The following is a 22,149-nucleotide window of genomic DNA, read 5'->3' as shown; positions in this document are numbered from 1 at the left end:
TCCTAGTCAATTGATGAGGAGGAGAGCCATGACACGTATTGCGGTGATGGTCATTCATGGGCTGGGTATGCGGAAGGATGGGTACGCGGACAAGCTGATCGCTTGTTTGCATAAGGAACTGGACAAGGTGATGGTCTTGCCTGGAGCCTCCAAACAGATGCTGGATATCGAACCTGTATATTGGGCGGATGTATTTGAGGAGCGGGAAGAGGCGCTCTTTCAACAGCTCGTCAGCTCTCCGGGATTGAACTTTCAGGCGTTGCGCCGATTTGTCATCCATTACCTGGCTGATGCGGTTGCTTATCAACCGGTGGAGAATCAAGGCCATAACTATGATGCTGTACATCGAACGTTGAATCATGCGCTGCATACCCTTGCACAGCGTAACGGACCGGAAGCCCCGCTCTGTGTGGTTGCTCATAGTTTGGGTGCTGTAATCGCAAGTAACTTCTTCTACGATCTGCAATATCCGTCCAGTCGTATTCCTGAGATTGTGGATGTGAACTCGGCATTGGAGCGGGGAGACACCCTGACCAATTTTTACTCGTTTGGTACAACCCTGCCCTTGTGGAGTTTACGCTATCATGACTTTAGCTGCCCGATTCAGGTGCCCTCTTCCCATGTGAATCAATATTTTGCAGGCTTGGAAGGCGAATGGGTGAACTTCTATGATCGGGACGATATTCTGGGTTATCCGCTGCGTCCCATTGATCCGGCTTATGAGAAAGCGGTGAAAGAAGACATTGAAGTGAACTCTGGCGGCTTGGCCTTGAGCTGGAATCCGCTAAGTCATGGAGGTTATTTCTCGAATGCAAGCATGAATCGGAGAATCGCGCAGGGACTCGCTCGAACCTGGACCTGGATAAATCGCTCATAATTAAGAGGTAGTTCAAAAAGTCCGCTTTTGATTACGAAGGATGCCAATGGCATCATCAGCATCGAATATGGAATTCAGCCGAAATAAGCGGGAGGCTTACGAAGAATGTTTCCTTTGGAAACATTGTAGTTGCTCACGTAGTTTTCCCTACGCTCCGCTACTCCATTTCTAGCTTTATCCCATCTTCTTGGTACTGAAAACCGATCTTTTTGAACACGTATTGTAAGTACTATAAGTTTTAAAATTAGGAGGAAATAAATATGGAATGCAGGACAGGCTGCGCCGCATGTTGTATCGCGATTTCGATATCATCACCGATACCGGGCATGGCTCATGGCAAGCCGGCAGGTGTACGCTGCGTGCAGCTTACGGATGATAATCGTTGCGGAATTTTTGGACAAAAGGATCGTCCTGCTGTATGCAGTGGATTGCAGGCTGAGGAAGAGATGTGTGGTAGCACTGATCAGGAAGCCTTTGATATTCTTACCTGGTTGGAGCAAGAAACCACACCGAAGTTAGTGTGAATGGCTTGTTTTAATTAAATAGGATAATTATACTTAATATGGGAGAAGGTTGATTAGAGAGGGGACTTAATACAATGGGGCTCGTTAAACGTTTTGTATTGGTAGTTGTGAATATGATCGGAGAGTTATGGATGGGGTTTTACCGACGTAACTCGGACTATTATGACCATCAGACTTCGGAGCCCAAGAGCAAGATTGGGTATTATGCATTTATTATTGGGGCAGCGGTAGTTACGGTGGGTATTGTGGGCTGGATGTACAACCGAATCTATTCATAAGTAATCATTTGACTTAAAATTGAATGAGTCTGTACAAGTAAAAGAGAGTATCCGCAGGATGTGATATCAAGTGGATACTCTATTTGTCATGGAATGGACGAAATAAGATCATTGAAGTGAAGGCTCTGCTTTCTTTTCTTTCAACATATGTACGAGAATCATCTTCAATACGGAAGAGACGATGAAGAAAATAAACAGAATGCGAAACAATTGATACCCGGATACAACCGAAAGGTCAGCATTGACTTCATGTGCCATGATACTCATCTGATCCATCCCACCAGGGGCCATACTGAGTAGGGAGGTAGCCGCCGAAAGGGAGAACACATTCATTAATAGATAACTCAAACCAAGCGCACCTGCAATGAGCAGTATACTGCTTATCACTGCTAGGGTCACCGTCTGCGTTTTACGTTGCAACTGTTCCGGCTTGAGCATCAGTCCAACGTAACTGCCAATCATTAATTGCGATACGTTTAACAGAGAGGTTGGCAGATTGGACGTGTCCATCGTTGTGCTTAATTGAATGATACACATAACAATCATGGGACCCAACATAAAGGCTGTCGGAAACCGGAGTTTGCGTGCAACCCACGCTCCCGCTACACAGAGCGGAGCATAGAGGAGAATCTCGGGGAAAAGGGCACCCCATGTCGCTACGTCATGGAACGGCTGATCCGACCCAGCACCTACGGTACCTCCAATCCATGGACTGAACAGCAAGAACGGAACACAGAAGACAATCATGATCAGCCGAGTCACCTGTAAAAAGGTAACCAGCGTCAGATTGATGGATTTCATCTCTTCTGCAAGGGAAACCATCTGGGATAGTCCTCCGGGAATGCTGCCAACCAGCAACGAAGGAAAGTCAAAGTCAGTCACTTTCGATGCGATGTAGGCCGTAAGCACACACAATCCGATTAACAGCAAGGTCATCAGCAGCATCATGGGAAGTTGTTGCAGGATGCCTTGCAGTGCCTCTTCTGTTAAGGTGAGCCCGATTGAGTAGCCAACAATAAGAATGCCATAATCCCGAATGGAGGCAGGCCACATGAGCGGCCATTTGGCGACTTGGGAACCAAGCAACATGAATACCATCGGACCGAGCAACCAAGGAATGGGCATATGAATGGCTGTGAACAGCAATCCGCCAAGAACTGAGACAACCAGACTAAGAAAAAACCGAAAGACAACGGCGCGGGAACCGAGCTTGCGCATCAGTTCCATCCGTTTAGCCTACCGGTTGAATGAGGTGGTATGTGATTCAGGTATGCATTCAGGTTCAATGAAAGATTCAAGTTCATGTATGATCACTCCTGATGATGAGATACAATGCGTTATCCACGGAACAACCAGACTACTTCTGTCCAGCTCATGATTCTTGTGCGAGAGCGGTAGCGGAAGGTTTGGGTTCTTTGAACATGACAAAGTACATCAACGATGAAATAACGTATAGACAGCCTGTGATGCTGAATGTGATCGCGTAACCCCAGTACGTTCCGTATGTAGTGACCAGATAGGATTGAACAGGTCCCATGGTAGCCCAACCAATCATGAACGAGGTCTGCATCAGTGAATTGGCAATCCCGCGGCGTTTGTCAGAGATTCGATCCACGAGTATGGCGGAGTGAATGGGATTGGCTGCATTCATCAATGCTTGCCTGAATAAAAAGCTCACTGAAGCGATAAACAACAGATTGGTGAAACCTGTTAATAGAAGGAAGGGTAGCGACATGACCTGGAAAATAACAACGGCTCGTACGCTCCCGACTTTTGCCGCCAGGGTAGGGCCAATCAGCATGGATACAATCGTCATAATCTGGCCGAGTGCAATTAGCAAGCTCATGCCGCTTAGAGAAACCGAGAATCGATTGGTGAAATACAGATTCAGATAAGGTACTACCAGTCCTGAACCTAATCCGATTAATAACTGGGTTACTACAAACTGACCAATCAGTCGGGAATCCTTTTTCTTCGTGATTAAATCATTCGTGCTTGGCGTATTCGTTGAATTCTCCTTTGGATCCGCTTCGGGTTGAAGAACGGGTTGCGCCGGAGTTGTGGTCTGCGGAGCAGCCTTGCCTTCGGTTACAAATAACAGTGGAATAAACGCAGCAAGCGTTGCTGCACCACCGACAAATAAAACGGTTTGTAATCCGGTCACTTTGGCGAGTCCTGCCGTATGTAGCAAATCTGCGAATACGCCGCCACCCAGGCTACCAAGAACCTGGGAAGCCAGCACAAGGGATGAATAATAACTGAACATCTTCAGCCGCTGGCTTTTCTTGACGTTTTCCGCCAGATAAGGAATGGCTAGTACCTGGAATACACCAGCGAAAAGGCCAGAGAACACCGCGAACCAGATCAGTCCGGTAGCCGAATAATCGAAGGAGCGTCCGATTAGAAAGATTCCGCTGAATAACGCTCCGGTAATGAGAAGCCTTTTGCGGCTGAACAGATCACCGCATAGACCGATAGGAACAAACATAATGGCTGTTGCGAGTGATTGAATACTTACAATCTGGCCGTTCATTGTATCATTATAGCCCAGACCCTGAATGTACAGATTGTACAAGACAGAGAACATGCCATTTCCGATCTGATACAGAATGCTAGCCAGGAAAAACAGTTGAATATTGCGGGACCAGCCGCGAATTTCATCATTAATATGTTGTAAAACTCTCAAGTGGTTCCCCCCAGTCTGCCTGTGCAGTGATTCCAGTTTAACAGGAAAGGGGAATTTGCGGAAGAATTGACCACTGTTTATTTTGGTTCAGGGACATCCATTACACGAGCGATGACGAACCCATCGTAACCTTTGCTACCGACCGTTTGCAGTGCTGTAGCTTCAAGCCGGGGGTGATCACCGATCAATTGAAGGAATGATCGAACGCCTTGAACTCTCGGGTCTGTGCTGTCTGTGCGGATCACTTCACCGTCCCTGACGATATTATCACCAATAATCAGACTCCCCGGCCGAGTCAGGCGAAGGGCCCATCTCAGATAATCGGGATTACTGGGTTTGTCAGCATCGATAAAGATCATATCAAACGGCTCCCTGTATTCTTCCTGAACATCAGGAAGGGTGGTCAGGGCAGGACCAACTCTCAGGTCAACCTTATGCAGAAGTCCTGCACGTGCAAGATTGGCTCGTGCCAAGTCCGCATGGCGTGGTTCGGATTCCAGTGAGACGATGTGTCCTTGTTCAGGCAGGGCTCTTGCCATCCAGATGGTACTGTATCCACCCAATGTGCCGATTTCAAGCACTCGGGTTGCTCCTTGGATTTGAAGTAAAAGTTGAAGTAGCTTCCCTTGATTCGGTGTTACGTCATGAGCGGGTAATCCAGCATCGGCATTGGCTTGCAGTGTAAGTTCAAGCAGGGCATCCGAGGGGATTAGTAGATCATTCATGTAGTCGTCGACTTGAAACCAGGTATGCTGCAGGTCGGTTGTATTTGTATTTTTCATCTTCACATGTTCCTTTCCTTGTATCTTGTATTGGATTTCATAATTCAACTATAGATGGAATGAACATATAAATAAAATATATAATATGTATGTTAATATAACTGTAGATTATATATCAGACATGGATGAGGTGTAGCGCATGAATCTGCATGGATTGCGATTATTTCATGCAATTGTGAGATATGGCGGGGTCACTCGTGCCGCAGAAGAACTTAATATTAGTCAACCGGCGGTATCTTCCCAGGTGAAGAAGTTTGAGCGTGAACTGGGAATCCAGCTTTTTGCTGCAGAGGGAAGGAGGTTGGTGCTCACGGATGCCGGGATGCAGTTAACAGGTTATGCCGAGCGTCTGTTCATGCTGGAGCAGGATGTCGAGAATTTTGTGCAGGATTTTCGGGAGGGCAAGAAAGGGCTTATACGACTTACAGCAACCTACTTACCTTCGAATTTTCTGCTGCCAGCCTGGATTGCGCGGTTCAAGCAAATGCATGAGGATGTGGAGCTCGTTGTGAGCACAACAAACACCCAGATGGCTTTTGACCAATTGCTTCGCTACGAGGCAGAGATTGCAGTATATGGTGGAAGTGGAATCACATATGCGGGTGTCCAATGGGACGAATTGTTTGAGGATGAGATGTGGTTTGTAGTTCATCCCGACCATCCTTATGCAGGCAAAGAAATTGAGCTGCATGAGATGGTGGCAGAACCGTTCATCATGCGTGAAGAAGGCAGTGCCACGCGTGAGCGACTGGTTTCCCTTTGCACAACAAATAACCTGGCTGCTCCCCGCATTGCGCTTCAGTTCAACGGGCTGAACGAAACGATCAGTGCAGTGAAGGCAGGTTATGGAGCCAACTTTATATCTTCTTTGGTTGTGAAGGAAGATGTACAGCAAGGCAGGCTGGCCCGTGTGTACGTTCGAGGTGTACAGCTGAGAAATACGGTTGCCGTATGTACACGAGCCGGGGAAGTATTGTCACCTGCTGCACAGCATCTCGTCAAGCTAATCCGCCAAGAGGCGGCTTTGATGAAATAAAAAGTGCGATTGTACTTATAGTATGTGTTCAAAAAGTCCGGTTTTCAGTACCGAAAAACCTCTTAAAAATGAAAAGGTTGCTTTTTGGCTATTAGCCTTCGCTTTGTTGTGATGTTCCCCATGCGTGTAATCGGGCGTACAGGGTTACACCGCCAATGATCAGGACCGGAATCCAGACTGCGATTATGGGCACACGGTGGAACAGCAATGCGGCAACAATGACGCCGACCAGATAGATAACAACAGCACCTGCGCGAAGGTAGGAGTCTGAAGACAGGGCTTTGGCCAGTGTTCGAATATTGGCATGTCGCAGCCTTCTAAGAATGCTTACGGTATCTTCTACCACAGCGGCCAGATTATTGGTAAGCACGGTTGTTGAGATACCAGCAATTCCAATGCGGCGCGCCGCAGTCGTTTGCATCCCCATTGCAATGGCTAGTATGACAATTAACAGATAGGACAGTTGTTCTGAGTATGGACTAATCATGGCGATCGCGAACAGTAGTAGCAATATGCTTTCAACAGTGAATACAGAAGTGACTCGAGAAGACCAGCCATTTTTGGTGTGCACATGCCCGATCATGTGTGCGGCAATGGCATTGCCAGCAATAAAGCCGATGAGGGCTAGGAGCGAACGCAGCACGACAAATTCCTGAGCACGGGCGATGGCAATACCGAGCAGTACAATATTCCCCGTCATATTGGCTGTGAGTACGTGTCCCAGTCCCAAATATCCAATCAGATCGACCATCCCTGCAGACATACATAGAAGGAGCATCGAGTACTTTTGGAGGGTGTTTTGATTCATCATATCCGTCCTTTCAAAAAAACGTAACCCCTCCAGTATACAGCCATATCGCATGATTCTTCAAAATGAAATTCATGCTTAGGACTACGGCGCCGCAAGCCAGTCAAACATATTATTCACCGCTGACTCATGTATTCTCTGGTGAAAATGATGATCCTGCCCGCCATAGGCGTGAAACGTAACGTTAGCGCCCCGGCGCTTCAGCCAGTGGTACATCCGGGTGCCATGACTGTAATTCACCTGCGTATCCGATGTGCCGTGCATGATCAGCACGGGGCAGGATAGTTTGTTTGCATTCGACAAAGGGGAACGGGCAAGATATGCTTCCGGAACCGTACGGGGGGAACCACCGAGCACCCTTTTCAATGTACGTCTCAGGTCGGTTCGTTCATGATACGTGCGTTCCACATCGGCGACACCGCTCCATAGGACTAACTTATGTACTTTGTCTGGCCCATCATTATAGGTAGTTGCTGTATGTACCGCATTAATAGCTCCACGGGAGAACCCCATCAGCGATATCCGAGTCGGGTCGGCAAAAGGCAAACGTTGCACCAACCGGTAAGCGGCATGCACGTCTTCTGCATCTCTTCCGCCATACTCGTCACGCCCCTCACCGCCTTCGTTGCCACGATAGGATGGAGCGAACACAATATAACCTTTCTGTACAAATTGCTCAAGCCAAACGGTATTCACCCCGCCATAGCTGCCAAGTCCGCCGCGACAATAGATTAGCACCGGCCACTGTTCCAGTGTGTTACCCGTAGCGAGCATTCTTACAGCAGGGTAGTGGCTGGCGAGTGGTTGTAGATGTAGAGACTTTTCATTGGAAACGAAGTCCGGTAAGGTAGAGGAGCCAGTGAAGGGATGAGAAGTTCCGTATGCTGTTAGAGCAGATAACGAACAGCCATGTGGCAGGAATAAATAGGCTTTAACCCGAAGCATGTCGGACGAGTACGTCACTTGATAGAGCAGGGAAATCAACCTCCTTTATCGATTATGGCGAGCCAAATGATAGGGATGCTTCTATATGATGCACGTAAAATAAGTTCCCATACCTTCCAGGGGCGAATCACCAGCCCGAATGTGAGAAATTCGTTTATTGGCTCCATATGATTTATAATGGTTCAGGAGACATGTGGATTGCCCGCTGTCCTCCTATTTATAAAACTAACTTTAGTATGCAGAAAGAAAGGAAGAAAACCATAATGAACGCCCCACATCCAATCGATCAATTCAAGAAATTCAAATATGAAATTACGAGATTTATGATGATCTATAAATTTGCTCTGGATCAAATGGAGACCAAGATTGAAGTACTGAAGGAAGAATTCCAGTCGCTGCATGATTACAGTCCAATTGAGCATACGAAGTCCAGACTGAAGTCACCTGAAAGTATTATGAACAAAATGTTCCGCAAAAATCATGAGTTAACGTTTGAGAGTATCAAGCAAAATATCAAGGATATCGCCGGAGTACGGATTACATGTTCCTTTATCTCGGATATCTATCGCATTAAGGATATGCTGTGCAACCAGAGTGACCTGCGTGTACTGGAGGTCAAAGACTACATCGAGAATCCGAAGCCAAACGGCTACCAAAGTCTTCACCTTCTGGTGGAAGTGCCAGTGTACATGTCCAATGGTGAGGAACGAGCTTGTGTGGAGATTCAGATCCGTACAATCGCGATGGATTTCTGGGCGAGTCTGGAGCATAAGATTTTTTATAAATACAATAAGGATGTTCCCGAGCACTTGACCAGGGAACTCAAAAGTGCGGCAGATTCTGCGAACGCACTGGATCAACAGATGGAGCGACTTCACCGGGAAATTCAGGAGATCAAGGATGCTGAGAACGAGCGGGATGAAGAAGAGCTGCGCCGTATTATTATTAACAATCAACAGTTCACACTGCCTTCCAACTTGCTCAAGCTGCTGGGTAGCGGGGAGTAGCACTCGATGAATAGTAAAACAGCTTCATTGAACACGAACTCCACATCTCGTGTGCGGATGGCTTTAATTCTGGGGACGCTGTCGGCCTTCGGGCCCTTGTCCCTGGATATGTATCTGCCCGCATTGCCTACGCTGGCCGATGAGTTCGGATCATCTACTTCGTATGCTCAGCTCAGCCTGACGGCGTGTATGATTGGACTTGCGGTGGGACAGTTGCTTGCCGGACCTCTAAGTGATGTACGTGGTCGTCGAACACCGCTTATTGCAGGGCTTGTGCTCTATACCATCGCTTCCATACTCTGCCTGGTCAGCCCTACGATGGGCTCTTTTGTTGTGCTGCGATTCATTCAGGGGGTGGCCGGAGCAGCCGGGATTGTAATCTCGCGTGCGATTGTCAGAGACGTATACTCGGGTCCCGAACTGACACGATTCTTCTCCCTGTTAATGCTGATTAACGGCGTAGCCCCGATTGCTGCACCGATCATTGGTGGACAATTGTTGACGTATACCTCTTGGCGCGGGGTATTTATTTTGCTCAGCCTCATAGGCATATTGACGCTGTTTGCTGTCATTTTCGGTCTAGGGGAGACACTGCCTTCCAGCCGCAGATCAAGCGGGGGACTGAAGCAGACTTTGATAACGTTTCGCAAAATCGCAGGGGATCGTCAGTTTATGGGTTATGCGTTAACCCAAGGGTTTGTAGCTGCTGGCATGTTTGCATACATATCAGGTTCGCCGTTTGTGCTTCAGAAGATATACGGGGTATCCCCGCAAATGTTCAGTGTCTGCTTCGCCATTAACGGGCTAGGCATTATACTGGCCAGTCAGATTGCCGGCAGACTTGCAGGAAAGGTATCGGAGACTCGCCTGTTAATCGCAGGGCTTCTAACCGCAGCGGTGGGAGGAACCTCACTGCTCATCGCCATTCTGGCTGGAGGTAATCTGATCTCTGTGCTGATTCCGTTATTTCTGGTGGTATCCAGTGTCGGGCTGGTCAATACCGCTTCCTTCGCCCTGGCTATGGCCAATCAGGAGAAGTCGGCAGGCAGTGCGTCTGCACTTATCGGAGTGATGACGTTCCTGTTCGGAGGTATTGTCGCTCCGCTTGTAGGTCTTGGAGGAGAAGGTACAGCTGTGCCGATGGGAATCGTTATCGCGTGTGCTGATCTAGGTGCCTTGGTGATCTACTTCCTAATGGTCAGTAAAGGCAGGAAGCGCCAGAACGATCAAGCATTGAGTTAAATGTACCGATCTTGTACGTCTTGCTTTTGTGGAGTTTAGATATGTAAAGGCTACTTCAGGTTAAAAGAATAAGAGCCCCGCCTGGAAGGAATCATGCTTCCACGTGGGGCTCTTGCTGTAAGTAAGGACAGGATCAGCAGAGCGCGAACAAAATTTGTGTATTCAACAAAATACCTGGCGTAAGGAATGGATAGAAGTATCCAACCACAAAACCAAACAGATTAATGGCAGGCCACATCAAGTAGACATCATTGTAAGTGAATACAAGAGACCATCGGTTGTAGCAAAAGTTGGGCAGAGCACGTGCTTCGGTATCCCGAGGTGCGGCTGCACCAGTCTGTGCAAATTGTACAGCTTGAGTCAGACTTTGTGGCTGTTGCTGGAGGAAGAGTGGAAGCAGACCTGGGCTGCTTTTGATCAGGTTATACAGAAAAAGCATCTCTGCCGGAGGCTGACCTACCGGACGAGGATAGGCACTAAGTAGGGTGGGCAGATTGCCTTGTGCCAGTTGTGCAGGTAAGCCCGGTGCTGTCCCCGGAATGCCTCCGGGGAAATATGGACCTGTTCCGCCGCCTGGAATGAATGGAGGATAGGAACCTTGGCCGCCTGGTACACCAGGAAACGTCGGACCACCCGGTGTGCCGCCACCTCCACCCCCTGGAAACAGTGGGGGCAGTTGAAATGAACGGTCTTCTCCATAACTTAGATAAGGGTTATATACGTAACTCATGTACAGAACATCCTTCCTGTCATCGTATTCTGCATTCAGCATATGGCGGCATCCGCCTATATGTGAGTGCCGTCAAGAAGATTTTATATGATCCGCTCAGAATATAATCGAATTGACAACTGAACTGATAACAATTATCATTGTCAATGGAATCGGACAAATGCACATACGGATATTATATGTATCAATAATAGTGTCAATATTTTTGAGCGCTGATATCTGTCACAATAACGCCCGATAAGGCGTCCATATTGAAAGGGGATAAATCACGTGTTTAAGAGAAATAGCAAGATGATCATGCTTCTAATTACGGTGATGGTCATGTCCATCTGGTTGGCAGCGTGTGGAACGAAGCCAGCAGAGAATGGAGCAGCAGGAGAGAACGGCACAGCAACAGAAACCGAGACACAGACTGAAGCTCCAACAGAACGCAAATTAACTGACGCAATGGGACACGAAGTAACAATTCCGGCTAATCCGGAGCGCGTTATCGCATCGTATCTGGAAGACCATCTCGTTACACTCGGTGTTAAGCCAGTTGCCCAATGGTCTGTAGCCAACGGAATTCAGGAATATCTACAAAAAGATCTGAATGGCATACCAGGTATTGCAAGTGATCTACCCTTTGAAGCGATGGCCAGCTTCTCACCAGACCTGATTATTATGGGTTCTGAAAGTACAGTTGAAGGGGAGAAATACGAACAGTACAACAAAATTGCCCCTACCTATGTACTCGGGGATGAGGTCAACAAGGATTCGCGTCAGGCTCTGCTCAAGATCGGCGAGATCCTGAACAAATCGGATGTAGCACAGAAGGCTCTTGACGATTATGATGCCAAGGCAAAGGAAATCAAAGAAAAAGTATCTGCTGTCACAGGTGGAACAAAATCCGCAGCAGCTTTGTGGTTATTCAATAACAAGTTTTATGTGGTAAGCAACAATGTTTCCAGTGGTGAAGTGATGTACAATGAACTTGGACTCGCAGAACCTAATGTCGTGAAGGAAGCATCCGCGAAGGCAACGGGTAACTGGTCTGAGATTTCACTGGAGAAAATCGCAGAAATGGATGCTGACTATCTATTCCTGGTGAACAGTGATAAGGGAGCGGGTTCAGAAGCCCTGCAAGACGCCGTATGGCAAAGCATTCCGGCTGTGAAAAATGGTAATCTGTTCGAATTTACCCGTTCCAGCAGCTGGTTGTATAGTGGAGTTCAAGCGAATCTTCAAATTATGGAGGATATTCAAAGCAGTATTGTGAAGTAACGCAAAAAAACAACCCATGCGAAACAGTAGATTAAACGCTTTGATGCATGAGCATCAAAGCGTTTTTTGTTTTTTGAACAGATATGGATATATAATAACGGAGAAGTAACGTAAGTAAACCACGTTTAACGTTACACGAGCAGGGAGGGGGATATTTACATATGTATACATTGGATCCGCGTGAAATAACGGGAAGAGACAACTATAAACTAATGAGTGGTTCGGTGGTGCCACGTCCAATTGCTTTTGTGACGACACGTTCAGATGAGAATGGTGTAATTAATGCAGCGCCTTTCAGCTTCTTCAATGTAGTTAGCTCGGACCCGCCGCTTTTATCCATATCCATTGCACGTAAGGACGGCGTTATGAAAGATACTGCACGCAATGTGCTCGCTCATAAGGAACTGGTCGTGCATATATGTGATGAAGCAATCATAGCCGAAGTGAATGAGACAGCAGCCATACTTGAACCCCATGAAAGTGAGCTCGAGCGGACAAAACTGACTACCGTGCCAAGTACAAAAGTCTCGGTTCCGGGAATACAGCAAGCACTTATTCGAATGGAATGCGAACTGTATCAGCATATTCCCATCACGAACGATGATGGCAAACCCGCGAGTGACTTGCTGCTGGTACGCATTGTGCAGTATCATTTCAGCGAACAAGTCTATAATCCTGATAAGGGCTATATCCTGATGGATCATTTGAAACCGGTCAGTCGACTGGCGGGTAATGATTATGCCAAGCTTGGCGAACGATTCACTGTAATTCGGCCTGAATAGTACTAACCGATCATATATGTTACACATGAATGGGTTTAACCCTATAGAAAAGGCGGACAGCACGTGCGTAACTCGCATATGCTGTCCGCCTTTGCTTGTTCATATGAACATAAAGAGGACAGGGAGTGAATAGACTTGTACTATATCTGCACATTTCATATGAACCTATTTTATATATAGGTTGTTTAAAAAGCCTACTTTTGAACACGTACGATATAGAGGGGGAAGCCGATGAACCAGTTTGAGGGAACTACAGGGGCAAGTATTATGGGAATAGGAACGGCGTGGCCAGCTCACCGCATTGAGCAAAAGGATGTATCTTCCCGTCTCGCACAAGCGCTGGAACATGAGCCGGATGCGAGACGATGGGCCAAGCGAATCTTTAATCAGTGCGGTGTAGAGACTCGTTATACATGTGAACCAAATCTGCTTGAACCTGTGGATGCTTGCCGATATTTACCCTTTACCGCTGCCGAGGAAGTACCGACAACAGCCGAGCGTATGGCCAAATATAAAGCAGCTGCTGTTCCGCTTGGTCTGGAAGCGGCAGGACAGGCTCTTCAGGATGCAGACGTATCCTCGGCAGAAGTTACGCATCTCATTAGCGTGAGCTGCACGGGACAATTTTTGCCTGGGCTGGATGTTCGGTTGATCCAGCAGCTTGAACTTCCACCACATATCAACCGGATTCCGCTGGTATTTCAGGGGTGTGCAGCTGGTCTGAAGGCGATACAACTGGCCAATTCCATCGTAGCGACAGATCAGGAAGCGACAGTTCTTATCGTGTGTGTGGAGCTGTGCACGCTTCACTTCCAGCCATCTGACAAACGAGACGACCTGTATGCTGCATCTTTCTTCGGAGACGGCGCCTCTGCCTGCGTAATTGGTGCGTCTGGAACAGGCGGTAATGAATGTTTTCGACTGGGCCGTGGATACTCGACGCTGCTCCCGGACTGTGCAGAAGAGATGATCTGGGAAGTGGGCAATACAGGCTTTGATCTCTATCTGTCACCACAGATTCCGAAGCTGCTCGGCTTGCACCTCGGACCTGAGGTAGAGCGGTTACTGGAGGGCAGTGCTTTACCGGAGATATGGGCGATCCATCCGGGGGGCAGAGGCATTGTGGATGCCGTACAGAAGCTGTATCAGTTGACGGATGAGCAGGTCTCTTACAGTCGTAACATCCTGAGGGATTATGGCAACCTGTCGTCCGTGACGATTCTGTTTGTCCTTCAAGCCATCCGCGAGGATTACAGGCAGAAAGAAGATCATTCCAGTGGGATAGCACTGGCCTTTGGCCCGGGACTGACAGCAGAGTTACTTCCTTTTACATACATTCCTGCACCCATTGCGAACAGAACACCTGTGAATCATGGCATCCAATAGATCACGAACCAAGTAACTGAATGGCCAATCTGATCGCAGAGGAGCTTAGGTATGGGTTATCGCAGACTTGCTGTCCTCATTAGCCGATATCCGCGGTTCATTATTCTCTGCTGGGTGTTTATCATCGGGATGTCAGCCGTTTGGGCGTGGAAGTTGCCTGACATTGTTCAAGATCACGGATTGAAACGGATTCACGGTGATGCGCAAGCGGTTGAGCTTGTTCTGAAGGACGAGTTCGGTTCTCCTGCGGATCCGGTTATTCTGGTTTTTGAGAAAAAGGAAGCTACCTCACCAGCAGAGTTCCGGCAGTGGATCAGGGATTGTCTGAGACAGGTCCAAGTGTTGCCTGCAGTAACCTCTATTACATCCCCTCTTGATGCCAGGGAAGGGATGATGCTGAAAGACAATATGGCTTATGCCCTTGTGAACATGGAAGTACCTGCGCATCAGATGGGTCATCCACTGGAGCAGTTGCGCGCGGTGCTGACAATAGACGGTCCAGGTACGATTCAGTTAACGGGAAAGGCGGTCGTGCAGCAGGACGTGAATCGTCTGAGCTTTCGTGACCTGGAACGGGCAGAGATGGTGGGAATTCCGATTGCCCTGATCGTTTTATGTTTTGCATTCAGGGGTCTATATGCCGCATTGATCGCCGTCATGATGGGAATCAGTGCTGTCATTACAGCGATGGGAGTCACGTCTCTCCTTGGCTATCATCTGGAACTGTCCAACTTTATCATTAACGTAATTCCTATGGTGGGCATGGCACTTAGTATAGACTTTGCCCTGATCATCCTGAGCCGGTACAGGGAAGAGCTTCAGCGGGCCTATGAAGAAGAAGGCGAAACTAACAATCTGGGCAGCAGTATGGTTCTGCAGAGCGAGGTTCTTCAGCGAACACTGCGTACAGCTGGCAGAGCGGTGTTGTTCTCGGCAGCTTGCGTGCTCCTCGGACTGCTGGGTCTGCTCTGGATCAGACTGCCGATGTTTCTGAGCGTATCCTTGGGGGCCATTATCGTGCTGCTTCTATCGCTACTGTTGAACGTAACGCTGCTGCCAGCTCTGCTTTCTCTGTCTGCGGTTCGGGTCTTCAAGCGGAAGTCAGTCCATTCGATACCCAGACGCTCGATCTGGTATACCTGGTCAGCGATGGTCATGAAACGACCCGTCAGAATGGCGATTGGTGGGACGGTTGCGCTGCTCCTGTGTGTCTATCCAGTGACCCGGCTGGAACTGTCCATCCCGGATGCCTCGTCACTGCCAGAGAGAATGGAGTCCCGCCAGGCAGCAGAGCAGTTACAGCATGATTTTGGACAAAAGAATACTTCCACCATCGAGGTGGTGATTGGCGGACAGCAGCAAGCTTTAACTGCTTCTCACTGGCAGATGGCCCATAACAAAGTACTTCAACTTCTACAGGACTCCAATGTGGTGAGCATTGGTTCACCATGGGGCCTGTTCCAAACGAATCAAAAGGGTTCACCAAGACATTTCCGAATACCTTCGTCATTGACTTCTTCTACAGCAGGCAGTGAATTGCATCCGACGCCACGGATGCGTTCGACTGTCTCTGATCATTCGATTCGATTAATAACCACCGTACATGGAGAGCCTGGTTCGGAACAAGTTAAAGACTGGCTGGAACGAATGAGTAACAGCGATTACGCGCTGGGTTCCAAAGACGTAAAACTTCGTTATGGCGGTGAAGCAGCCAAGCAACATGAAATTATGCAGGAAGTCACGCAGCAACTGCCAAAAGTACTGGTATTTGTAGTGGTATCCAATTATCTTGTACTGTTGGCAGCATTTCGATCTTTGCTCATTCCAATCAAAGCGATTCTGATGAATCTGCTCAGCTTAGCCGCTTCTTTTGGCATATTGGTGTGGGTATTTAATGAGGGCCATCTGGGGATGGAACCGTCAGCCATTGCCATTATGATTCCTGTATTCATTGCGGGATTGGTGTTCGGCATATCCATGGATTATGGGGTATTTATGCTGAGTCGTATTCAGGAAGTCTATAGACGAACCGGAGACAGTGACATGGCAGTTCAACAGGGATTGGCCTCTACAGGCCGTCTAATTACCTCCGCCGCAGCCATACTGCTTGCGGTGACCGTACCGTTTGCTTTTGCTGAAGTTGCAGGGGTAAGACAGTTGGGGATCGGAATCACGGCAGCAGTACTGATTGACGTTACGCTGATCCGCCTAATATTGGTCCCTGCCCTGATGAAGTTAATGGGCAGATGGAACTGGTGGTTACCAGGTCAGTTATAATGAAGGGTATTTCCGAAACCTGTCACCAGGTTGGAGATATCCTTTTTTGGCTAGCAATCGTGTGATTCCATTCAAAACAGGCAAACATGTTCAATTCATAAGTGACATAGATGTTCTATAATGGACTGGATTAATCGAATATTTCGCTCGGTCGATCATCTACGTTATCCTACGAAAACAGGAGGGACACAGGCCCATGTCGGATATTGAAGCCTACCTGCAACAACAAACCAATCTTCGTGGCCGTTCCGCTTATCATGCTGATCAACCCCTAGAGTTATGGCGCAGTCAGTTGCGTACACGCGTAAAAGAACGACTGGGTGGTTTTCCAACGATGGCGGCAGCACTTCATCCTGTATTACTGGAACGCAACACATGTGATGGATATATACGGGAGCGGATTGAAATCACGACCTATGCAGGACTTCGCATGCCTATATTTGTGTTGATTCCAAGTGATATAAGCGTTACCGATGGGAAGAGACCTGCTATCGTAGCATGTCACGGGCACGGGTATGGCAGCCGGGAGATCTCTGGAATGGAACCGGATGGTTCGCCACGGACAGGAGAGCCTGGATTACACAAGGATTTTGCAGTTGCTCTTGTGAAGCGGGGCTACGTGGTTGCGGCTCCAGAGCTGCTCGGATTTGGTGATCGCAGACTGGAGGAAGATCGTGAAGCGCCACCAGGTGCAAGCTCCTGTACGAAAATTGCTTCGCATCTGCTCATGGTGGGGCAGACCCTTGCCGGGCATCGGGTATATGAAACAACGCGAGTACTGGATTATTTATCGACTCGGCCTGATGTGGATTCGCAGCGAGTCGGAAGTATGGGGATTTCTAGCGGTGGACTCGTTACGGCATTTACAGCTGCGCTGGATGAACGTTTCCGTGCAGTTGTAGTGAGTGGCTATGCAAGTACATTCCATGGCAGCATACTGGATCGGAACCATTGTCTGGACAACTATGTGCCAGGTATTCTGCGTGAAGCGGATTTGCCGGACATCATCGGTCTGATTGTCCCTAGGCCCCTTTTTATTGAAGCAGGAAGTGATGACCAGGTATTTCCGCTCCATGCAGCAAGAGAGGCCTATAAGCGATTGACACACATCTACGAACAGGCGGGAGCAGAGGAATCGCTGGATGCAGATTTCTTTACAGGTGGACATGAGATTAGCGGAGCAAAAGCATATGACTGGCTTGATCAAGTGCTTTGAAGTTGTGGATCATGCACCAAATTAATTCTGATTCGAGAGGAGAATTCAGTAATGAAATGGTCAACATCCGTAAAATATCTACTGTGTCTTATTCTGTTTGCAAGTACGATCGGGGGAGGTCTGGGAAGCAGCGGGGGGCAGGTTGCTGAGGCTGCAACGGACACCTACAGATTTGATTTTGGCTCGGGTCCAGTTGAGAGCGGTTACACAGGTGTGTCTGCAGGAGATGCTTATACGCCTACGAAAGGCTATGGCTTCAACACACCTGCACAGATGAGGAATGTGTCTGCCTCGGGAAGCGGGGTTAAGAGTGACGCTGTGCAGTTTCTGACTTACGGCACCAAGAGCACCAATACCTTCAATGTGAATCTGTCCAATGGCCTATATGAAGTTAAAGTGGTCCTGGGCAATACTGCCAGAGCCAGCGTGGCTGCAGAAGGTGTCTACCAGATCATCAATATGACGGGCAACGGAGCAGTGGATCAGTTCCAGATTCCGGTGACTGATGGACAATTAAACCTGCTGGTTACGGAAGGGAAGACAGGTACCGCGTTCACACTTAGTGCTCTCGAAATCCGGAAGTTATCCAATCAGACTGTAACCAACCGCACGATCTACATTGGTGGCGATTCAACAGTCTGCAATTACTATCCGCTTGGCAGCAGTGTACAAGGAGGTTGGGGGCAACTGTTTTCGTCCTATGTGAACAATGCTACGTTCCAGGTTCGCAATATGGCGGCGAGTGGTCAGTTTGCGAGAGGGTTCCGTGATGATGGTCAGATGGAGGCAATTCTGAAGTATATCAAACCAGGAGATTATTTTATTTTGCAATTCGGAATTAATGATACCAATGCCAAGAACAATACAACGGAGGCTCAGTTCAAGGAGATTATGCGGGATATGGTTCGCCAGGCGAAGAACAAAGGAGCGACGGTTATCCTTTCCACGCCTCAGGGTCGGGCAACAGACTTTAATTCAGCCATCGTACATCAAGCGGAGAACCGCTGGTACAATCCATCCACTCGTGCTCTTGCTCAGGAAGAGGGGGTTACCCTTGTTGAACTGAACAAGCTGAGTTCTGCCTATTTCACGTCCATTGGTCCTGCGGCAACACTTGCTCTGTATATGACAGGGGATAGTCTGCATCCGAATCGTCAAGGGGCTGCCGAGCTTGCACGTATTGTGGCTGCGGATCTGAGAAGACAGGGACTGAATGGATTCTGACTTTACTACTTAATCAGTCTGCATAATCATGGCTGATATGATCCGTGTATGAAAAATAAAAAAATACCCCCGGGAACATGCCGCGAAAAGGGCGGCTGATCCTCGGGGGTATTTGTTATGCCTAGGCTGGGGATTACTCCATCATATCCTTGGCTTCATGGTTCACTTTTTTCCCTTTTAACAAGGGTTCCAGTTCATCTTGCACGCTCTGCTCCCACAGTGGTACATCTGTGCGATAGGCGGCCCGACCATTCAGATGTCCGGCGACCGGAGCTGTAATGAATACAAACAGGATACCTAACAACAAGCGGGCACTGATATAGTTATCGAAATACCAGAAGTAGAAAAATGTAGCGCTTAATACACAGAACACTCCAAGTGTCATACTTTTGGTTGCGGCATGGGCACGTAGATATACATCAGGCAGACGAATAAGTCCGAATGCACTGAGTGCACTGAGTAGTGCACCGAGCAGTACGAGTAGACCTATAGCTGTTTCAGCGGCTACTTTAACGATCTCCATCATTTTTGAATACCGCCCCCCGTTCAATATAACGTGCAAATGCAACCGTACTAAGAAAAGCCAGAATGCCAATCAGCAAGATAATATCCAGATAGGCCTGGGTTTGCAGCATCATCGACAGAACGGCAACGATGGCAATTACATTGATGCCGATGGTATCCAACGCAGTGATCCGATCAGCCATGGATGGTCCCCGGAGCACTCTGTACAAGCAACCCAGAATGGCTAAGGAGAGAATGAGCAGCGAGATGAACAACAGTGAGGATAACATTAACGCGTCACCTCCATAATTGCTTTTTCGAATGTATTTTGGATATCATCTCTCATTTTCTGTTCATCCTTGATATCCAGTGCGTGAATAAACAGTTTGCGTTGATTACCCGAGATCTCAAGCGGCAGAGAACCTGGTGTCAATGAGATAAGCAGACAGAGCAGGGTGACCTCCCAATCCGAGGACAATTGAGTTTTATACGTAAAAATACCGGGCCTTATATCGAGCTTGGGCTTGATAATTTGGCGTATAACCTCAATGCTGGCTCGCACCAGTTCCTTGAACAGCAGTGTAATCAGTTTGAAGATGGCCCAGACTCGCACAACATAGAAGCGCTGGGGGAAGAATCTGCGCATCCCCCCGATGAGAAGCAATCCGAGCAGGTAACCTATGAGAAAACCAACACCATTCCAGGCGTTGTTCAGAAACATCCATACAAAGGCAATGATAAGATTCAGTACAATCTGAAAGGCCATAGACATCTACTCCTTCAATACGGCATCAATATAAATATTGGGATGCAGTAGAATATCGCCTGCGCGGGAGGTCAATTGGAACATGCCTTCAGCCCCCACACCCATTACGATGATGAATACAAACAGAATTCCGGCAGGAATCAGCAAGCCGTTCACCGCGTAAGGACGTCTAGCAACCCCGGCAGGCGGTTCGCCCCAGAAAGCCTGTATGAAGATTCGCAGTACCGAATATAACATTAGCAAGCTGGACAGTACGGCAATGCCGGTCAGGCCATACAAGCCTGCTTGCAAACCGCCTTCGAAGAGAAGCAACTTGCCCGGGAACCCACTGAATGGAGGCAAGCCTGCCAAGGCAAGTGCACTAATGAAGAACATCCAGCCGAGTAACGGATAGCGGTGTATCAGGCCACCCATGTTGTCAAGTTTTGGTGTTCCGGCAACAGCGATCAAGGCGCCGCCGAGCAGGAAGAGCAATGTTTTGATCAACATATCATGCAGCATATAGAAGAGCAGACCTTCCAGTGCAGGACGACTGGCCGAGGCCATACCGAAAGCGACAAAGCCAACACCTGCGACCACGTTGTAGATGAGAATCTTGTTCACATCGCGGTATGAGATCGCACCGATGACACCAAGGACCATCGTTGCACCAGCCATCCATCCGATTAGAGCATGGAAGAAATCCGGATCATGATAGAAGATCAGTGTGAATGTTCGCACAATGGCGTACAGACCAACCTTGGTCAACAACCCTGCGAACAGCGCAGTGACGACAGCAGGTGGTGCAGCATAAGAGCCGGATAACCAGAAGAACAGGAACAGTCCGGCTTTGATGCTAAATACAATCAGGAAGAGTACGGCAATCAGGGTAATGACCCCGCTTTGTCCCACTTCAGCAATCTTTACAGACAAGTCCGCCATGTTCAGTGTGCCAGTAATGGAGTAGAGGAAGCCGATGGAAGCGACAAAGAGTGCAGAAGAAACGATGTTAATCAAGACATATTTGATCGTTTCCCGAAGCTGTCTTTCCGTACCTCCCAATACGATCAATGCATAGGAAGAGATGAGCATCAGTTCAAAGCAGACGAACAAATTGAACAAATCTCCGGTTAGGAATGAACCGTTAACGCCGGCGATCAGGAAATGAAAGAACGGATAGAAGTGATGCTCTTCCCGTTCCTGGTTCACACTGCGGAACGCATACAGCAGGCAGGCCAGCGCAATGATGGAAGCGGCAACGACAAGTAGCGCCGAGACCATGTCTGCAACAAGCACAATACCATATGGAGGTGCCCATCCTCCCATATTCAGCGTGAGAACTCCGCTTTGGGCTACTCGCGTTATGAGTATCGTTGAGACCGCTGCGGTGAACAAAAGTCCGATGACACTAATGATCCGCTGGATGTTCGTTTTCCGGAAAAACAGAAGAGCCAGAACACCTGTAATCAATGGCAAGAGAATCGGCAGAACGACGAGATTATTCATATGGGCGCCCCCTTACTTCTTCCATATCGTCTGTTCTCAGCTTCAGATAGGAGCGATAGGAGAGAACGAAGAAGAAGGCAGTGAGCCCGAAATTAATAACAATCGATGTTAATATCAACGCCTGTGGAAGAGGATCGACATAGCGTTCAGCCATCTCCCCAAGCAGCGGTGGTGCCCCGGTTTTGAGACGTGACATGGTGATCAACAACAGATGCACACCATGGGTCAGTATGGACATGCCAAGAACGATGCGGAGCAGGCTCCGCGACAAGATTAAAAAGACGGCAACCGCAAACAGAATGCCAACGGCTACACACATCAATATTTCCAT

At 48.3% G+C, this 22,149-nt stretch carries 23 protein-coding genes; 12 read left to right on the top strand and 11 right to left on the bottom strand.

Translation table 11 applies throughout. The annotated features are described in order from the left end of the window. Nucleotides 1–28: 28 nt before the first annotated feature. From FS628_RS01930 to FS628_RS01920, 3 genes are all read left to right on the top strand, one after another. Nucleotides 29–877 (top strand): chemotaxis protein, encoded by an 849-nt coding sequence (locus FS628_RS01930; RefSeq protein WP_145318215.1) that lies wholly within the window; start codon nt 29–31, stop codon nt 875–877. 260 nt (nt 878–1,137) lie between these two features. After that, complete coding sequence (locus FS628_RS01925; protein ID WP_145318212.1) at nt 1,138–1,401, top strand: YkgJ family cysteine cluster protein; 264 nt, start codon at nt 1,138–1,140, stop codon at nt 1,399–1,401. 74 nt (nt 1,402–1,475) lie between these two features. Then, a complete protein-coding gene (locus FS628_RS01920) occupies nt 1,476–1,679 on the top strand; it encodes a hypothetical protein (protein ID WP_145318209.1) in 204 nt (67 codons plus the stop codon). Between the two features lie 108 nt (nt 1,680–1,787). Here the strand turns inward: FS628_RS01920 and FS628_RS01915 are convergent, their stop codons facing one another. The 3 genes from FS628_RS01915 to FS628_RS01905 form a co-directional block, all read right to left on the bottom strand. Further along, a complete protein-coding gene (locus FS628_RS01915) occupies nt 1,788–2,906 on the bottom strand; it encodes an AbrB family transcriptional regulator (RefSeq protein WP_260870904.1) in 1,119 nt (372 codons plus the stop codon). Between the two features lie 145 nt (nt 2,907–3,051). After that, nucleotides 3,052–4,365: an MFS transporter gene (locus FS628_RS01910; RefSeq protein WP_145318206.1), complete on the bottom strand. Its 1,314-nt coding sequence runs from the start codon at nt 4,363–4,365 to the stop codon at nt 3,052–3,054. 77 nt (nt 4,366–4,442) lie between these two features. Beyond that, nucleotides 4,443–5,147, bottom strand: coding sequence for an O-methyltransferase (locus FS628_RS01905; protein WP_145318204.1), 705 nt, complete (start codon nt 5,145–5,147; stop codon nt 4,443–4,445). 139 nt (nt 5,148–5,286) lie between these two features. On the opposite strand from FS628_RS01905, the gene FS628_RS01900 reads away from it, so the two are divergent. Next, nucleotides 5,287–6,183: a LysR family transcriptional regulator gene (locus FS628_RS01900; protein WP_145318201.1), complete on the top strand. Its 897-nt coding sequence runs from the start codon at nt 5,287–5,289 to the stop codon at nt 6,181–6,183. A gap of 91 nt (nt 6,184–6,274) precedes the next feature. Here the strand turns inward: FS628_RS01900 and FS628_RS01895 are convergent, their stop codons facing one another. Both FS628_RS01895 and FS628_RS01890 read right to left on the bottom strand, forming a co-directional pair. Continuing rightward, on the bottom strand, nt 6,275–6,991 hold the full coding sequence (locus tag FS628_RS01895) for a YoaK family protein (protein WP_186327690.1): 717 nt from the start codon (nt 6,989–6,991) through the stop codon (nt 6,275–6,277). Nucleotides 6,992–7,075: 84 nt separating this feature from the next. Next, entirely contained in the window at nt 7,076–7,975 is a 900-nt protein-coding gene (locus FS628_RS01890) for an alpha/beta hydrolase family protein (protein ID WP_260870903.1), read from the bottom strand. A 224-nt stretch (nt 7,976–8,199) separates the two neighbouring features. Here FS628_RS01890 and FS628_RS01885 point away from each other — a divergent pair, with 224 nt between their 5' ends. Both FS628_RS01885 and FS628_RS01880 read left to right on the top strand, forming a co-directional pair. Then, nucleotides 8,200–8,943 (top strand): GTP pyrophosphokinase, encoded by a 744-nt coding sequence (locus tag FS628_RS01885; RefSeq protein ID WP_062834047.1) that lies wholly within the window; start codon nt 8,200–8,202, stop codon nt 8,941–8,943. Nucleotides 8,944–8,949: 6 nt separating this feature from the next. Beyond that, nucleotides 8,950–10,185 carry a multidrug effflux MFS transporter gene (locus FS628_RS01880; protein ID WP_145318195.1) on the top strand — a complete coding sequence of 412 codons (1,236 nt, stop codon included), beginning with the start codon at nt 8,950–8,952 and terminating at the stop codon, nt 10,183–10,185. A gap of 133 nt (nt 10,186–10,318) precedes the next feature. On the opposite strand, the gene FS628_RS01875 is transcribed toward FS628_RS01880, so the two are convergent. Then, nucleotides 10,319–10,915, bottom strand: a complete 597-nt coding sequence (locus FS628_RS01875; protein WP_222125165.1) for a hypothetical protein — start codon at nt 10,913–10,915, stop codon at nt 10,319–10,321. A gap of 270 nt (nt 10,916–11,185) precedes the next feature. On the opposite strand from FS628_RS01875, the gene FS628_RS01870 reads away from it, so the two are divergent. From FS628_RS01870 to FS628_RS01845, 6 genes are all read left to right on the top strand, one after another. After that, nucleotides 11,186–12,178 (top strand): iron-hydroxamate ABC transporter substrate-binding protein, encoded by a 993-nt coding sequence (locus tag FS628_RS01870; RefSeq protein ID WP_145318190.1) that lies wholly within the window; start codon nt 11,186–11,188, stop codon nt 12,176–12,178. A 161-nt stretch (nt 12,179–12,339) separates the two neighbouring features. Then, a complete protein-coding gene (locus tag FS628_RS01865) occupies nt 12,340–12,960 on the top strand; it encodes a flavin reductase family protein (RefSeq protein WP_145318187.1) in 621 nt (206 codons plus the stop codon). A 231-nt stretch (nt 12,961–13,191) separates the two neighbouring features. Next, nucleotides 13,192–14,346, top strand: coding sequence for a type III polyketide synthase (locus FS628_RS01860; RefSeq protein ID WP_145318184.1), 1,155 nt, complete (start codon nt 13,192–13,194; stop codon nt 14,344–14,346). Between the two features lie 51 nt (nt 14,347–14,397). After that, the gene (locus tag FS628_RS01855; protein ID WP_145318181.1) at nt 14,398–16,623 is read left to right on the top strand and encodes an MMPL family transporter; all 2,226 of its coding nucleotides are present in this window, start codon (nt 14,398–14,400) and stop codon (nt 16,621–16,623) included. 196 nt (nt 16,624–16,819) lie between these two features. Then, nucleotides 16,820–17,839 carry a dienelactone hydrolase family protein gene (locus FS628_RS01850; protein ID WP_145318178.1) on the top strand — a complete coding sequence of 340 codons (1,020 nt, stop codon included), beginning with the start codon at nt 16,820–16,822 and terminating at the stop codon, nt 17,837–17,839. 51 nt (nt 17,840–17,890) lie between these two features. Beyond that, nucleotides 17,891–19,063, top strand: a complete 1,173-nt coding sequence (locus FS628_RS01845; protein ID WP_145318175.1) for a rhamnogalacturonan acetylesterase — start codon at nt 17,891–17,893, stop codon at nt 19,061–19,063. 133 nt (nt 19,064–19,196) lie between these two features. On the opposite strand, the gene mnhG is transcribed toward FS628_RS01845, so the two are convergent. The 5 genes from mnhG to FS628_RS01820 are packed head-to-tail and all read right to left on the bottom strand — an operon-like array spanning nt 19,197 to nt 22,149. Next, a complete protein-coding gene (gene mnhG, locus FS628_RS01840; RefSeq protein WP_017688856.1) occupies nt 19,197–19,589 on the bottom strand; it encodes a monovalent cation/H(+) antiporter subunit G in 393 nt (130 codons plus the stop codon). Further along, nucleotides 19,573–19,857 carry a Na(+)/H(+) antiporter subunit F1 gene (locus tag FS628_RS01835; protein ID WP_017688855.1) on the bottom strand — a complete coding sequence of 95 codons (285 nt, stop codon included), beginning with the start codon at nt 19,855–19,857 and terminating at the stop codon, nt 19,573–19,575. Before FS628_RS01835 ends, mnhG begins: the two co-directional genes overlap by 17 nt. Next, entirely contained in the window at nt 19,857–20,333 is a 477-nt protein-coding gene (locus FS628_RS01830; RefSeq protein WP_047842677.1) for a Na+/H+ antiporter subunit E, read from the bottom strand. The genes FS628_RS01835 and FS628_RS01830 overlap by 1 nt, the downstream gene beginning before the upstream one ends. Before the next feature lie 6 nt (nt 20,334–20,339). Continuing rightward, complete coding sequence (locus FS628_RS01825; protein ID WP_145318171.1) at nt 20,340–21,818, bottom strand: Na+/H+ antiporter subunit D; 1,479 nt, start codon at nt 21,816–21,818, stop codon at nt 20,340–20,342. Further along, nucleotides 21,811–22,149 (bottom strand): Na(+)/H(+) antiporter subunit C, encoded by a 339-nt coding sequence (locus FS628_RS01820; RefSeq protein WP_036608715.1) that lies wholly within the window; start codon nt 22,147–22,149, stop codon nt 21,811–21,813. The genes FS628_RS01825 and FS628_RS01820 overlap by 8 nt, the downstream gene beginning before the upstream one ends.

It is taken from the genome of Paenibacillus xylanexedens (genome assembly GCF_007676705.1).
GTDB classification, from domain to species: Bacteria; Bacillota; Bacilli; order Paenibacillales; family Paenibacillaceae; genus Paenibacillus; species Paenibacillus xylanexedens_C.
This window is presented reverse-complemented; position numbering and strand designations above follow the sequence as displayed.

Bases quoted from the DNA above. Each gene is read 5' to 3' on its own strand.
- FS628_RS01930 (WP_145318215.1), top strand. From the start codon at position 29: ATGACACGTATTGCGGTGATGGTCATTCATGGGCTGGGTATGCGGAAG.
- FS628_RS01925 (WP_145318212.1), top strand. From the start codon at position 1,138: ATGGAATGCAGGACAGGCTGCGCCGCATGTTGTATCGCGATTTCGATA.
- FS628_RS01920 (WP_145318209.1), top strand. From the start codon at position 1,476: ATGGGGCTCGTTAAACGTTTTGTATTGGTAGTTGTGAATATGATCGGA.
- FS628_RS01915 (WP_260870904.1), bottom strand. From the start codon at position 2,906: ATGGAACTGATGCGCAAGCTCGGTTCCCGCGCCGTTGTCTTTCGGTTT.
- FS628_RS01905 (WP_145318204.1), bottom strand. From the start codon at position 5,147: ATGAAAAATACAAATACAACCGACCTGCAGCATACCTGGTTTCAAGTC.
- FS628_RS01900 (WP_145318201.1), top strand. From the start codon at position 5,287: ATGAATCTGCATGGATTGCGATTATTTCATGCAATTGTGAGATATGGC.
- FS628_RS01895 (WP_186327690.1), bottom strand. From the start codon at position 6,991: ATGAATCAAAACACCCTCCAAAAGTACTCGATGCTCCTTCTATGTATG.
- FS628_RS01885 (WP_062834047.1), top strand. From the start codon at position 8,200: ATGAACGCCCCACATCCAATCGATCAATTCAAGAAATTCAAATATGAA.
- FS628_RS01880 (WP_145318195.1), top strand. From the start codon at position 8,950: ATGAATAGTAAAACAGCTTCATTGAACACGAACTCCACATCTCGTGTG.
- FS628_RS01875 (WP_222125165.1), bottom strand. From the start codon at position 10,915: ATGAGTTACGTATATAACCCTTATCTAAGTTATGGAGAAGACCGTTCA.
- FS628_RS01865 (WP_145318187.1), top strand. From the start codon at position 12,340: ATGTATACATTGGATCCGCGTGAAATAACGGGAAGAGACAACTATAAA.
- FS628_RS01860 (WP_145318184.1), top strand. From the start codon at position 13,192: ATGAACCAGTTTGAGGGAACTACAGGGGCAAGTATTATGGGAATAGGA.
- FS628_RS01855 (WP_145318181.1), top strand. From the start codon at position 14,398: ATGGGTTATCGCAGACTTGCTGTCCTCATTAGCCGATATCCGCGGTTC.
- FS628_RS01850 (WP_145318178.1), top strand. From the start codon at position 16,820: ATGTCGGATATTGAAGCCTACCTGCAACAACAAACCAATCTTCGTGGC.
- FS628_RS01845 (WP_145318175.1), top strand. From the start codon at position 17,891: ATGAAATGGTCAACATCCGTAAAATATCTACTGTGTCTTATTCTGTTT.
- mnhG (WP_017688856.1), bottom strand. From the start codon at position 19,589: ATGATGGAGATCGTTAAAGTAGCCGCTGAAACAGCTATAGGTCTACTC.
- FS628_RS01835 (WP_017688855.1), bottom strand. From the start codon at position 19,857: ATGTTATCCTCACTGTTGTTCATCTCGCTGCTCATTCTCTCCTTAGCC.
- FS628_RS01830 (WP_047842677.1), bottom strand. From the start codon at position 20,333: ATGGCCTTTCAGATTGTACTGAATCTTATCATTGCCTTTGTATGGATG.
- FS628_RS01825 (WP_145318171.1), bottom strand. From the start codon at position 21,818: ATGAATAATCTCGTCGTTCTGCCGATTCTCTTGCCATTGATTACAGGT.
- FS628_RS01820 (WP_036608715.1), bottom strand. From the start codon at position 22,149: ATGGAAATATTGATGTGTGTAGCCGTTGGCATTCTGTTTGCGGTTGCC.